Annotated in this window: 14 protein-coding genes; 2 read left to right on the top strand and 12 right to left on the bottom strand. The window is 61.2% G+C overall.

The features are described 5' to 3' along the window. Positions 1 to 88 precede the first annotated feature (88 nt). From repA to nirK, 4 genes are all read right to left on the bottom strand, one after another. Positions 89 to 1,276 carry a plasmid partitioning protein RepA gene (repA, locus tag AC1DYF_RS29705; protein WP_477881119.1) on the bottom strand — a complete coding sequence of 396 codons (1,188 nt, stop codon included), beginning with the start codon at positions 1,274 to 1,276 and terminating at the stop codon, positions 89 to 91. A 147-nt stretch (positions 1,277 to 1,423) separates the two neighbouring features. Further along, a complete protein-coding gene (locus tag AC1DYF_RS29700) occupies positions 1,424 to 2,119 on the bottom strand; it encodes a Crp/Fnr family transcriptional regulator (protein ID WP_477881117.1) in 696 nt (231 codons plus the stop codon). A gap of 72 nt (positions 2,120 to 2,191) precedes the next feature. Next, on the bottom strand, positions 2,192 to 3,091 hold the full coding sequence (locus AC1DYF_RS29695) for an SUMF1/EgtB/PvdO family nonheme iron enzyme (RefSeq protein WP_477881115.1): 900 nt from the start codon (positions 3,089 to 3,091) through the stop codon (positions 2,192 to 2,194). Positions 3,092 to 3,160: 69 nt separating this feature from the next. Then, positions 3,161 to 4,297, bottom strand: a complete 1,137-nt coding sequence (gene nirK / locus AC1DYF_RS29690) for a copper-containing nitrite reductase (RefSeq protein ID WP_477881114.1) — start codon at positions 4,295 to 4,297, stop codon at positions 3,161 to 3,163. A gap of 186 nt (positions 4,298 to 4,483) precedes the next feature. On the opposite strand from nirK, the gene AC1DYF_RS29685 reads away from it, so the two are divergent. Continuing rightward, on the top strand, positions 4,484 to 5,704 hold the full coding sequence (locus tag AC1DYF_RS29685) for an NnrS family protein (protein WP_477881112.1): 1,221 nt from the start codon (positions 4,484 to 4,486) through the stop codon (positions 5,702 to 5,704). Positions 5,705 to 5,781: 77 nt separating this feature from the next. On the opposite strand, the gene AC1DYF_RS29680 is transcribed toward AC1DYF_RS29685, so the two are convergent. The 4 genes from AC1DYF_RS29680 to AC1DYF_RS29665 are packed head-to-tail and all read right to left on the bottom strand — an operon-like array spanning position 5,782 to position 8,227. Next, a complete protein-coding gene (locus AC1DYF_RS29680; RefSeq protein WP_477881110.1) occupies positions 5,782 to 6,075 on the bottom strand; it encodes a metal-sulfur cluster assembly factor in 294 nt (97 codons plus the stop codon). Then, positions 6,075 to 6,584: a DUF2249 domain-containing protein gene (locus tag AC1DYF_RS29675; protein ID WP_477881108.1), complete on the bottom strand. Its 510-nt coding sequence runs from the start codon at positions 6,582 to 6,584 to the stop codon at positions 6,075 to 6,077. Before AC1DYF_RS29675 ends, AC1DYF_RS29680 begins: the two co-directional genes overlap by 1 nt. 3 nt (positions 6,585 to 6,587) lie before the next feature. Further along, entirely contained in the window at positions 6,588 to 7,943 is a 1,356-nt protein-coding gene (locus AC1DYF_RS29670; protein ID WP_477881106.1) for a hypothetical protein, read from the bottom strand. 11 nt (positions 7,944 to 7,954) lie between these two features. Further along, complete coding sequence (locus AC1DYF_RS29665; protein WP_477881105.1) at positions 7,955 to 8,227, bottom strand: DUF2249 domain-containing protein; 273 nt, start codon at positions 8,225 to 8,227, stop codon at positions 7,955 to 7,957. A gap of 185 nt (positions 8,228 to 8,412) precedes the next feature. On the opposite strand from AC1DYF_RS29665, the gene hemN reads away from it, so the two are divergent. Beyond that, a complete protein-coding gene (gene hemN / locus AC1DYF_RS29660; RefSeq protein WP_477881104.1) occupies positions 8,413 to 9,762 on the top strand; it encodes an oxygen-independent coproporphyrinogen III oxidase in 1,350 nt (449 codons plus the stop codon). A gap of 95 nt (positions 9,763 to 9,857) precedes the next feature. Here the strand turns inward: hemN and AC1DYF_RS29655 are convergent, their stop codons facing one another. The 4 genes from AC1DYF_RS29655 to AC1DYF_RS29640 are packed head-to-tail and all read right to left on the bottom strand — an operon-like array spanning position 9,858 to position 12,971. Beyond that, positions 9,858 to 10,280 (bottom strand): nuclear transport factor 2 family protein, encoded by a 423-nt coding sequence (locus tag AC1DYF_RS29655; RefSeq protein WP_477881102.1) that lies wholly within the window; start codon positions 10,278 to 10,280, stop codon positions 9,858 to 9,860. Positions 10,281 to 10,302: 22 nt separating this feature from the next. After that, positions 10,303 to 11,103 carry an SDR family NAD(P)-dependent oxidoreductase gene (locus tag AC1DYF_RS29650; RefSeq protein WP_477881100.1) on the bottom strand — a complete coding sequence of 267 codons (801 nt, stop codon included), beginning with the start codon at positions 11,101 to 11,103 and terminating at the stop codon, positions 10,303 to 10,305. A 39-nt stretch (positions 11,104 to 11,142) separates the two neighbouring features. Beyond that, positions 11,143 to 12,108, bottom strand: coding sequence for a branched-chain amino acid ABC transporter permease (locus AC1DYF_RS29645; protein ID WP_477881098.1), 966 nt, complete (start codon positions 12,106 to 12,108; stop codon positions 11,143 to 11,145). Continuing rightward, positions 12,105 to 12,971, bottom strand: coding sequence for a branched-chain amino acid ABC transporter permease (locus AC1DYF_RS29640; protein WP_477881097.1), 867 nt, complete (start codon positions 12,969 to 12,971; stop codon positions 12,105 to 12,107). Before AC1DYF_RS29640 ends, AC1DYF_RS29645 begins: the two co-directional genes overlap by 4 nt. Position 12,972: the final 1 nt, after the last annotated feature.

The following is a 12,972-nucleotide window of genomic DNA, read 5'->3' as shown; positions in this document are numbered from 1 at the left end:
GTACGTCTGTGTACCGCCGCTCGGCCATCGCCTTGGTCCTGACGAAAATCCGTCCCGGCAGAATGGCTCCAAATAGGTGCGGCACGCTCTACCCACTGCGGCGTCCCCAGGCTTTGTGCAGCAGGCCGATCACCTCGGCATTGACCGCATCCATGCACTCCCGCGCCCGGTCATAGGTCGAGGCGGTAAATTGTGCTCTCTCGACCTCGTACAGGCTCTGCTTGGTCAATCCGGCATCCGAGATCGCCGTGGATTTCACCATGTGGTTTTTCATCATCTGCTGGGCGAACATCGACTGCATGAATCCGACCATCTGCTGCTGCGGAATGTCGGTCGGCTCGTAGCGCGTCACCAGATAGCGGAACCAGTTGAGTGACACATTCACGCCGACACGTTCGACGCTCTTCAGGATGTCGCCGAGCATCAGCAGGAACTGCGACATCGACATGATATCGAGCATCTGGGGATGGACGGTGATCAGGACGGATGTCGCAGCAGTCAGAGCGGTCAGAGTGAGATAGCCAAGCTGCGGCGGGCAATCGATAACGATGACATCATAGCGATCATCCACCTCCCCCAGCGCCTCGCCGATGCGCGTGTAGAACAGCTTGCCCGCGGCAGAGTCTTTCCGCTGCATGGCGATCGGCGTCTCATATTCATATTCCTGCAGTTCGAGATTGGCCGGAACCACATCGAGGTTCGGGAAGTTCGTCGGCTGGATAATATCGAGGATCGATTTGCGATTGTCATCGTAGCGAAGCGCCTCGTAGAACGAAGCCTTCTCGTCGAGTTCCGGCTGGATGCCGTAGAGCGCGGTGAGTGACGCCTGCGGGTCGAGGTCGACGGCCAGGACGCGGTAGCCCCTTAGCGCCATATACTGCGCCAGATGAGCGGCCGTCGTGGTCTTTCCCGAACCGCCTTTGAAGTTCACGACGGCGATGACTTGCATCCGCTCGCCGGCTTGCCTCTGGGGGACGCGGTCGAGAAGTGCCCTGAGATCGTTCATCTGCTCAGCCGTGTAATAGCGGCGGCCGGTCGATGTGGTGCTGGGTTCGACACCCTTGCCCTGCAGATGCAGCTTCTTCAGATAGCTTTGCGATACGCCGACGAAATCGGCGACTTCGGCCAATGAGAACCGGCGGAGCGTCTTCTGCGCATTCGGCGGAAATTTTTCCTGTCTCAGCAGGTCGAGCTTGGACGAGATATCGTTGCCTTGATCGAGGATCGTGTCGGCGAAACTCGACACTTTCTCGGAAGTCGACATTTTCACGTTCATTTTCGGAACTGCCCCAATTCACGATAATTTTGAAATTCGACTGAAATTATCGTGACAGTGACGCGATTCCTTTTGAATGACAAGGAAAATAAGCCAGTCGGCCCACGAATAGGCCGTGGAAGCTGCCCGCAAGCAGCAGATCGACGGTCAGGAAGCGACGCTGTCGGCCAAGGCCTGCAGCCTTGTCAGGTCCTTGACCAGCAGCTTCTGCCGTCCGCCCTCGACCAGGCCGTTTGCTTCCCAGGCGCTCAAGATGCGCGAGACGGTATGAAGCGTCGTTCCCGTCATCTCAGCGATATCCTGTCGGGAAATCGGAAAGTCGATCCGCACGCCGCCGTTCTCGGCACGACCCGCCTGCTTGCTGAGCCGGATGACGGTATGGGCGACGCGACGTTCGACTTCTTCGGTAGACATTTCCCGGATGCGGGTATGCGCTTCCTCCAGCCGCTGGCCGATCGTCGTCAAGGCGCTGACCGCAACATAGGGGCTGCGGTCGATGAATTGCGACCACAGGTCGGTGGGCCAGCATATTGCCAGGCTCTCGATGACGCCGATCGCGGTTCCCGGATAGTCCGACCGTCTCAACGCTCTGGCGAAACCGAAGAGATCACCGGGATGGACGACCCGCACGATAATCTGCTGCCCATCGGCGGTGACCTGCGTCACTTTCAGGCGTCCGTTGATCAAGAGGAAAAAATGCGTGGCCGGAGCGCCCTGTTCAAAGAAGGCTTCGCCGGGACCGATGCGTTTCGAAACCGCCTGCGCCAGCAATGCCTCGATGTCGCTGTCGGGCATGCGCTCGAACATCGAGAAGGACTTCACGACGCTCTTGTCTATTTTCAATGATGCCTCCTGATCGCCAACATCGACAGAATAGCAATCACGCAGATTGGCGATTTGACGTGGGACAAGGCATCAGGAGATTATCCCGCGCTCACGCAGCCTGCGCAGCAGTCCGGCATACCAACGCTCGTCTTTCACCAGCCTGAAGCCGAGATTGGCCGGAGGAGCGCCCACCGAACAACCGCCCGTCTTCGGGTCGCGGACAAAGGAACTCATCGGCGACCGGTGCTGCCCGACCGTGACGTAGATGCCGCAGGTCGAGGCGGTCGTCCTCCTGGTATTTGCGAGGTCGACGCGCCGCTGGCATGTCGTTGTCCATTCCCAGACATTGCCGGCAAAATCGGCCAGGCCGAACTCGTTTTCGCCGAAATGCCCGCGCTCCTTTGGGGCACGGTCGCGGACAGCCTTGCGGCGTGTCTCGCGATCGTAATCGGCGAGCCAGCGGAGAGCAGGATTGCGGTTATTGGGATCGACCCCGAGGCCGTCGTCGGGAAATTTCGACCGCGCCGCAAACGCCATCTGGTCTTGCGAGGGCAATCTCCAGACTTCTCCCGTCGCGGAACTCAGCCAGCGTGCATAGGCCTGCGCATCATCGAAATCGATGCCCGTGACCGGGAAACCGGCTCCATGGACATGTGCGGCTTCCACCGCCTTGCATTTTCCGGCATCGACGCAACGCGCATATTCGCCCTCGCTGACCTGGTATTTCATGATGGTCAACGAAGCCGAGGTCCTTGCTCTGACCATCGGCGCGTCGACCGCAAAGCCGTTCTTGTAGAACTCTCCATAGTCCCGGTACTCGAACGGTCCGCCGGGTATGGTCACCGTCTCCGGCGCACCGGCCTCCGAGATCATCCGCGGCTGGAAATAGCCGAGTTGACCGGCGATCCCCGCCGCGAATGCCGCGGCGACGACTGCGGGCAGGACGATCGAGAACAGCGACACGCTGCGGGTATTTCTGACGGTGGCCATGATAATCCTCGCTGACGCGGGATCGTGGAAGGGGGATCCGCGCGGCAAGGCGCCGCGCGGAGGGGAGCGTCATCCGTTGTTGGGCGAATAGACCGCCATCATCAGATCGTTGTCCCAGTCGCCTTCGACCTTGAAATGGGCGGCAGCGCCCTTTTCGAAGGCTTCGATGAGATTGTGGTTCACATAGGCATAGATGCCCGGCTGGCGGAAGGTGTAGAAGGCCGCACCCGCTGTGCCGCCCGGAATGAACCAAGTCTCCTGGTCGACGTCCGGCGCGTTGTTGAACTTGCCGGTCGCCCAGACATAATCGCCGTGGCCGCCGATCAGATGCGGGCGGGTGTCGCGGTTCGCCTGCGAATGGACGATCAGCACCTTCTCGCCGACTTTCGCCTTGAGGGCGTTTTCACCGGTCAAGGCCCCGACCGCGCCGTTGAACACGACATGCGATGGTATGAGGCCGCGCATGGTTTTCACAACATCCTCGTAGGCTTCACCGGCACTGTCGTATTTCTTGTAATTGCCCTTCTCGTCGGTGGGAACATAGAAGTCCTGCTCGCCGACATAGTAGACCCGGTCATAGCGGAGCTCGTTGCCCTTGCCGTCCTTCAGGCCATTGCGGGGCAGGACCATGATCGCACCGTTCATGCCCGAGGTGACGTGAAACGGCACCATTCCGGGAGGGGCGCAATGATAGACGAAGACGCCGGCTCTCGTCGCCTTGAATCTGAGCACCGCCTTGTCGCCGGGGTTGACGACGGTCAGCGCACCACCGCCCATGCCGCCCGTCGCGGCGTGGAAATCGATATTGTGCTGCAACTGGTTGGTTTCCGGGTTGATCAGCGTCAGCTCGACATAGTCATCCTGGTGCACGACGAGCAGCRGGCCGGGGACCGATCCGTTGAATGTCAGCGCGTTGAATTCCGTGCCCGCTTCATCCAGCACGATCTTCTTTTCCTCGATGGTCAATGTAAACTCGACGATCTTCGGGCCGCCTTCGGCCTTCTGGCTGTGTGCGTGGACGAAGGGCGGCTTCACCAACTCGACCTTGACACGCTCCAAAGTCGAGATGTCGACAGGCGCTGCCTTCACCTCCACCACCTCTTCATTGGCGCCGGCGACCGAAGCCGCGATCAGGGGAGCCACGGCTCCGGCGAAGGCGGCTCCAGCGAGAATCGAGCGTCTTGTCATCTGCAATTCACTGCTCATCATTCTTCTCCTGGTGCGGACGGCGGTATTCCGTCCTTTCGAGAGTGACAGTACGCCCAGCGACGTTTTTCTCTTTGTCCCAGGACAAGCCCGCGCCACATTTCCGAATTCCGTCGGACTTGCCTTTACGCAAAGAGCGCCGGTCGGCTTAGCCCTAGGCTCCGCTCCATCGAAAAGGAGCATGCTATGGCAGATGTCACAGAACCACGCCGCCGCACCGGCGGCATTCCCCGCGGGCTTTCGCTCACCGGCCCGGTGCTCTTCTCCTACGGCTTCCGCCCGTTTTTTCTGGGAGGCGCGGTGTGGGCATGCTTGGCGATGGTGCTCTGGATCATGGCGATCGAAGGTATCGTCGATGTCGGCGGCGATTATGGCGCGCGCGCATGGCACGCCCACGAGATGCTTTTCGGCTTCGGATCAGCCGTCGTCGCCGGCTTCCTGCTGACGGCGGTGCCCAACTGGACGGGCCGGCTTCCCGTGTCCGGCCCACCGCTCATGCTATTGTTCCTGCTGTGGGTAGCGGGGCGAGCGGCGCTGCTGTTTCCGGACATATTGGGCACTATCGCCTCTGTCGCGATCGACAGTGCTTTCCTGCCGACAATGCTCGTGGTCTGCGTCAAGGAGATCATCGCAGGCCGAAAGTGGGCCGACCTCAAGGTGATTGGCGGACTTGGCGCGCTGGCTTTGGCCAATATCTGCTTCCATTACGAGACCATCTATGGTGGAGGTGCCGACCATTCCGAGAGGCTGGCGCTCGCCGCCTTGACGATGATGATCGTGATTGTCGGCGGAAGGATGCTGCCGAGCTTTACCCGGAACTGGCTCAACAAATCGGGCAGGACGGATTTTCCCATTCCTTACAACAAGTTCGATCTCGCAACGATCCTCGTCGCTGCCGCCGCACTCGCACTTTGGATCGCCCTGCCCTTTTCCGCTTACACAGCGGCAGCGGCTCTTGTTACCGCAGCGGCACATGCGGCGCGTCTCTGGAGATGGCGCGGCTGGACCACGGCCCGTGAACCGCTGGTCCTAGTTCTGCATCTCGCCTACGCATTCGTGTCGGCAGGATTCCTCGCAATCGCGGCGGCGTCGGCGGGGCAAATCGACTACACGGCCGCACTGCACGTGCTGACGGTAGGAACCGTCGCCTCCATGATGCTTGCCGTGATGACGCGTGCGACGCGCGGCCATACCGGACGGGAGCTGACGGCGTCCGGATGGACCTCAGTCGCCTATGGGGCGCTTTTCGCCTGCGCGCTTGTCCGCCCGATGAGTTCGATACTGCCGGACCGTCTCGGCATGATCTATGCCGTGGCGGGAACTCTGTGGATCGGAGCATTCGCGATCTTCCTGGCCGAATACGGTCCCATGCTCGCTGCACGGAGCCGCGCGCCAATTGCCCGATAGCAGTTGGCAACTGCCTTTCGCCTACAGACATCCGATGACCGGCATCGAACATTTCTTGATGCCGGCCTCTACCCAATTCACGCTTGCATCATATCCGGCGACCACGGCGGATCGTAGGTCAGTCTTACCGCGACTTGGCCTGCCACCGCAGTGTCCATCGCCCGTTCGCGAACCGCGTCGACCAGAAACTGCGTGGCGGGACAGCCGCGGGTGGTGGTCGTCATGGTGATGACGGCCGTCCCGTCCTCGATGCGGATGTCGTAGATCAAGCCCACATCGACGACGCTCAATCCGATCTCGGGATCGATAACGCCACGGAGTGCGAAGCGGATTTCCGCCTCCTTGCTCGATAAGTCCAGAGCGGCGCCCATCACTCGGACGCGCCCCGCCGGATCATGATCCGGAACAGGGTTCGCGTCTGGTCGTAGTTTCCGGCCCATTTGTGGCCGCGCTTCGTCAGTTCGGCGAACAGAAAGAGCGGCTCCCTGCCCAAAACCGCAAACAACACCTCGCCGGGAGCCATTGACTCCAGTTCGGAAAGGATGCGGACCATGGGCTGCGGCGGATCGAGATCGGAGAAATCGAACGAGCGCGCAGGCTCCGGCCAATTGTCATCGTCCTCGACATTTTCCGAGGCCAGCACTGCGCTCGCCCGCGGGCTGAACTTCACCTCGAAGTCGCCGCCGTCCAGTGCCGATACTTCGTGGACAAAACCCTTGCGCTCCATGACCGAAAACAAGGGCTGCGGCCGGAACGGCGCGAGCAGCGTCAGGCCCTGGCCGGGCGAAAGGCTTTCGACCGCCGCCATGATCGCCTGGAAAGGTTCGCCGCCATTGGCGAGGATCGTTCGTACGTCGAGTTCCCTGAATTTGGGCTGCATGATTCACTCCCTGGAATTGGATGGCGCGTGGATGAGATGCGGCCGCACCGCGCCAGGTGGCAGCCTCAATGGATCAGGCGCATAGGCGAGACGCCGGGCGCGGATATATTCGAGCGCAAGGGCCACGACGGCCGCGCATTGCGCCCAACTCGCCACCCGGAAGGTCGCCTCCGCGCTCAGGAGAATTGCGCCGGCGCCGATGCCGACGGCAGAATAGAAGACCACGAACCAGACCTTCGCTGTGCGCTCATCGACAAGATCCTGTACCCTGGGAACCCGGTGCTTTCCCATGATCGCCCCATACGTTTCGAGCCAGGTCAGGAAAGGAATGATCTTGTAGAGCTGCGCCAGTCCGAGGCCCGAAAGCCATCCGAGGCCGAGGACATAGAAAGCGGCCAAGGCCAGTCGCGGGTTTCCACCGAAGATCAAGCGAGAGGAGAGCAGAAGCAGGCCCGATGGCAGGAAGACCAGAGACACGAGGCCGGCGATGGAATTGAGCTCGAGCACCTTGCGCCGCCGCGCCTTGATCATCTGCCAGGCATCGCGGCAATAGAGCATCGCCACGACGATGCTCAGACCGAGTGCCGATACTGAGGCAGCGTTCAACACATTCAGGTCGACGATTGCCAGTGCCAGCGCTGAATAGAGCGCGATCAAGGCACAGACTGCCAGCCGCACAAGGACCTTTCCGGACCCTTTGCCCTCCGGGGAGAGCATGAACATCGCAAACAGGCGGTAGCTCACGCCGATGGCGGTGAGCGTCATCCAGCCGAGCAGCCCGGAAGCCGCGTGGTAGGGCACCATGATGGACAGCCGTTCGGCCCACGACGGCATGTCCATTATGCCCGAAATCAGGCCCGAGAAGACTATGCCCAAGATGATCGTCACAGCCAGGGCGACCAGCCCAAAGAGGACGAGAATGCCTGAAACATCGAACGCCTCCTCCGAGACGATCGTTGCCGCCGCCATCAGGATCACGCAGCCGAAGCCGAGCATAAGCAACAGTGCACCGACTGGCATGACCAAGACACCGATGTCGAGATGCCCTCCGAGGCTGAGAAAGCCGATCTCGAGCAAAATGAGCCCACAGGAGATGGCGAGCAGCGCCGGCAGTGCCAGGCCCGCCATCCGCAACCAGGTAGCGGCCAGAACCGGAACGAATTGAAGCAGCGCCCCGCTGAACAGAAGGCCGAGCCATCCCACCGTCACCAGATGAACGACGACAAGCGTGTCCGGTGCGTCAGGCGCGGCCAACGGAGTGCCGAAGCCAGAGCCCAGCAGCAGGAGCGCGGTCGCAAGGCAGACGAGAGACGCTGCGAAATAGGCCATCGTCCAGCGCGAGATCGACGCTCCCGGCATCGCCGCCTCCGTCAGTGCCCGCAGCAGCAGTCGCAGCCGGTGCTCTCGGCACGGCTGATCTGCACCCGCCAGATGTCCGGTCCCCGCTCGAGTTCGCGCCAGCCGAATTCGCCGGCGTACCTCGCCTCGATTTGTTGACGAAGCGGCCACGGATCGTGATCGCTCGTCACATGCATCGCACCGCCGGGCGCGAGCGCCGCCAATGCACCGAAAATGGTCGGATGACGCTGGCTCGGCGGAATCTGTCGGACGTCAATCTCAGGGATGTCTCGGGAATTCAGCATGTTGGCTCCTAAGCGTTCAATTTGTGCGGCGGGTTCGCCTAGCCTCCCGAATCTAGCTGCGATCCCCCGCCCCTACTTTGTCGGGGGACAAAGATAGTCCGGAATTTTCGCCGCCGGATTGTCCCAGAGCAAAGTGTGCATTCGAAAGCCCACTATTTTCCACGCTGGAAGCAAAGGAGATCATGATGTCCGAGAGACTGGTCGCCACCTATGGCGACGCGCGCCTGCCGCGCTATACGAGCTATCCCACCGCCCCGAAATTCTCCGCGGATGTGGGCGCGTCGGACTACCGCGAATGGATCGGTTCGATCGGCCGGCAAACCACGTCGCTCTACCTGCACATCCCCTTCTGTCGGTCGATGTGCTGGTATTGCGGATGCCATACGATCATCACCGAACGCGACCGGCCCATCCTTGACTATCTGAATGTCCTCAACAGCGAGATCGAGCTCGTCGCGCGCGCAACAACTTCGCCGCTCGATGTCCATGAAGTGCATTTCGGCGGCGGGACGCCGACCATCATCAAGCCGGAGGAATTTATCTCGCTCATGCAGCGGCTTCGGGCTCCGTTCAACGTCAAGCAGAGCGCGAATGTGTCGGTGGAAATCGACCCAAGGACGCTCGCGGGCGACATGGCCGACGCTTTGGGAATGTCCGGGGTGACGCGTGCCAGTCTGGGCGTTCAAAGCTTCGACCCGGTCGTTCAGAAGGCGATCAACCGGATTCAGCCGGAGGAGACGACGGAGCGGGCTGTCGATCGCCTCCGGCACAATGGCATCGATCGCATCAACTTCGATCTCATCTACGGTCTGCCGCACCAGACGGTCGAGAGCTGCATCGAAACCGTGCTTGCATCGCTGGCGATGCGGCCCGACCGCTTTTCCGTCTTCGGATATGCCCATATCCCATCGTTCAAGAAACATCAGCGGCTGATCGACGAGGAGGCACTGCCGGGTGCTGCGGCCCGGAACGAACAGGCCGAAGCCATCGCCGAAGCGCTGGTTTCAGCCGGTTATCGTCAAATTGGCCTGGACCATTTCGCGCTTCCCGGCGATGACCTGACGCTGGCCGCCGATAGCGGCAAACTGCGCCGGAATTTCCAGGGCTACACCACGGATCAATGCGACAATCTCCTGGGGTTCGGCGCGTCGGCCATCGGCCGCATCAATGGCGGTTATGTCCAGAACCAGGTGCCGCCTGGCCTCTATTCAAGCCAGATTTCATCGGGCTCGTTGGCGACAGCCAAAGGCTATCGGCTGACGGCGGAAGACAGATTGCGCGCCGATGTCATCGAGCGCCTGATGTGCGACTTCGCGGCCGACGTCTCCACGATCTCCCTGGTGCATGGTTTTCCGCCCGAATTCCTTCTGGAAAGCAATGCACGCCTCAGCGCCATGGTCGCTGACGGGATCGTGGAGATCGAGAATGGCGTGGTCAGGCTTGACGCCAAACAACGGTTCCTCGTCCGCGCCGTCGCCTCCACCTTCGACGCCTATATCGGAGAGACGGGACGGACGTTCAGCAAGGCGGCATGACCGCCCTCTCTGAGGAAGCGCGGTCGAAAAGTGATATCGTCTTCTGGGTAAGATCGATGCCCGTGCTGTTCCTTGAAGTCCGTTCCGGACAAGACCTAATGCGGCATGCCCATGTCGATCACGGCACCGTCCACTTTCGTGTTGGTGAAGCTGTTATAGGCCACGGTAATGCTCAAGAACCGACCCTCCCGGATCTCATAGAAAATCACGCCGCGATAATCGAAGAGCTCGCCCTGCTTTACCGGCCCGAACAGGGTATCGGCATCCGCCCGCGCGGTGAACCGCGTCCACATCTTCACTGCCAGTGAGCTCTCGTCGCTGACGAAACCCTGCACACTCAGCCTTTCGGAGAAATGCGGCCAGATCAGCTTTTCGTAGTGATGCCGCATGCCCTTGATGCCGCTGCATTCCAGCGCGCCGTTCAGCATTTTCATATCGGCTGCGAGATATTCTTCAAACGCGGTCGGATCTTCCGCATTGAAGCGGCGGATATAGTCGTCGAAGCGTGCTCTCTGCATTTGCCGTTTCCCATCGGCCGGGTCAATTGCCGGCGATCATTTCGCCAAGCCGCGCGAAGCCCGGTATGTGGATCGACGTGCCGCCGTCGACGACGATCATCTGCCCGGTAATGTAACGCGCCTCGTCGGAAGCGAGGAAGGCGACTGCATGGGCGATGTCCATGGGATCGCCGAGATAGGGCGTCAGCGTCTCTTCCTCGACGATTTGCCTGAGCCGCGGCGGCAGGTCTTCGAGCGCCGCCCTGGAGCCGGTCAAGCCGGGCAGGACCGAGTTGCAGCGGATGCCGCGCTTGCCATGCGAGGTCGCGATCGAGCGCGTCATCTGCAGGATCGCCGCCTTCGAGGCGCTGTAGGCCGCCTGGATGACATTGCCCTGCAGCGCCAAGTTGGAAGCAGTGTTGATGATCGACCCCGACCGCTGGCCTTCCATGATCTTGAGAGCATGCCGGCAGCAGAGCATGGTACCGCGCACATTGACCGCAAACGTGCGATCCCAGAGCTTGGTGGACATCGAGGCGATGTCATGGTCCTGCCGGATAATGTCGGGGCCAAGCAGCGCGGCATTGTTGTCGAGTATGTCAAGCCGGCCATAGCGTTCCACGGTCGCGGTGAAGAGCGCTGCGATTTCATCCTCGCTGGCCAAATCGACTTTGACCGCCAACGCATCCGGCAGCGCCGCCGCCACGGCTTCTGCCCGTTGCCGGTCGATGTCGGCGACGACCACGCGCGCGCCACGCTCGGCCATGACCCGGCAGGTCGCCGAGCCGATGCCGCCCGCACCACCGGTCACGATCGCGACGCGCCCTTCAAGAGACTTCGTCATTTGTTTCTTCCTCGCGGTGTGCCCAAGGCCCCCTGCAAATCACATGACACGCCGCACCGACAGCCAGTCCATGCCGAGCCGGTCACGCAGGATCGGCCAGAGCCCGCGCGGCGCATAAAGCATGGTCGCCACCGCCACCACGCCCATCGCCACCAGATACCAGGTGCCGCTGAGCGGCAGGACGACGGTCAGCAATTGCCGCAGGCCGAAATAGATGAATGTCCCGAGAATCGGGCCTTCCAATGTACCGATCCCGCCGACAACCACGACAAAGGTCATGATCACGGTCCATTCCGGCGACAGCGCATTGCCGGGCTGGACGACGAGGCCGCTGAGCAGGCTGAGCCCCCCTGCCGCCGCACAGCCGGCGGCGGACAGCACATAGGCAAGCAGCCGGTTGGGCCAGACGTCGATGCCGATCGCAGCGGCAGCGCGCTCATTGTCGCGCAGGCACATGAAGGCGAGACCCGGTTTGGAGCGCAGCAGCCACAGGCTGCCCAGCACCGCCGCCAGCACCATGATCGCTCCGATCACGAACATCTGCGACTCGAACAGAGCAAAATCGATCACCGACATATCGGTGAGCGAAACACCGGTGATGCCGCCGAGCGCGTCCGTCTTCTGCACGGCGATCGACACCATTTCCGCCAGCACCCAGCTGGCAATGGCGAAATAAGCGTCACGCAGCCGGAACAACATCGGTGCAATCAAGGCCGCCGCCGCACCGCCGAACAGGAAGGCGGCAATCAGCCCCAGATAGGGATGCAGGCCGGTGGCATTGGCGAAGAGGTAGAGCACATAACCGCCGGCGCCGAAATACATCTGGTGGCCCAGCGACATCAGCCCGGCATAGCCGGCCAGCAGGTTCCACATCGAGGCAATGATGATGACCACGAACATCTCGGTCATGAGATGCAGATTACCATCGCTCATCAGCATCGGACCGAGAGCCATGAAGACGAGGAAGAGCGCGAACGGAATGGCGCGCAAGGTCAGCGCATTCATGCTTTAGCTCCGAAAAGCCCGTTCGGGCGCAGAATGAGGAAGAAGAAGAACAGCAGATGGGCATAGAGCAGACCCGAATTCGCATCGAACTGGAAGCTCATCAATTGCACGACACCCAGAAGCACGCCGGCAATCAGCGCGCCCCAGAACGAGCCGAGCCCGCCGAGCACCACGACTTCGAAGGCGATCAGGATGCGGTCGACGCCCGACGTCGCGGAAAACGAGGTGCGCAGGGCAAGCAGCACACCGGCTACGGCAGCCATCACGAAGGCGATGCCCATAACGAGTGCATAGACACGGGTCGGGTTGACCCCCATCAGCCGCACGATATCGGGATTATCCGCCGTCGCCCGGATGGTCTTGCCGAAAGTCGTGTGTTTGATCAGGTATTGCAGGAGGCCAAACAGGGCGACCGAGATGGCAAGCGTGATCAGCGGCAGGAGACCGATATGCACGCTGCCGATGGCGAAGGAAGCCTGGGCGATCGGACCGGCATTGATCGCCATCGGATTTGAGCCAAACTCCGCCAGCATCAGGTTGCGGATGATGATCGATACGCCGAACGTCACCAGCATCGGCGCCAGCATGTCGCCGCTCTTGACCACCTTGTTGAGCAACAGAAGCTGGAACAGATAGCCGACGACGAAGGCGATGATCGCCACCGGAATGATCGCCAAAAGCGCATTGAGGCCGGGAAAGGCGGAGAGAATCGAAGAAGCGAGCAGGGCTGCGCCGACGATGAATTCGCCATGAGCGACATTGATCACCCGCATCACGCCGAAGACGAGCGCCAGGCCGAGGCCGAGGATACCGTAGAGGCCGCCAAGCAGGATGCCGTTGATGAGCGTTTCGAGATAGATCATG

The sequence above is a fragment of the Rhizobium sp. P2_G9 genome (assembly GCF_056403475.1).
The sequence above is the reverse complement of the archived record's forward strand: the minus strand, read 5'-3'. Positions and strand labels throughout refer to the sequence as shown.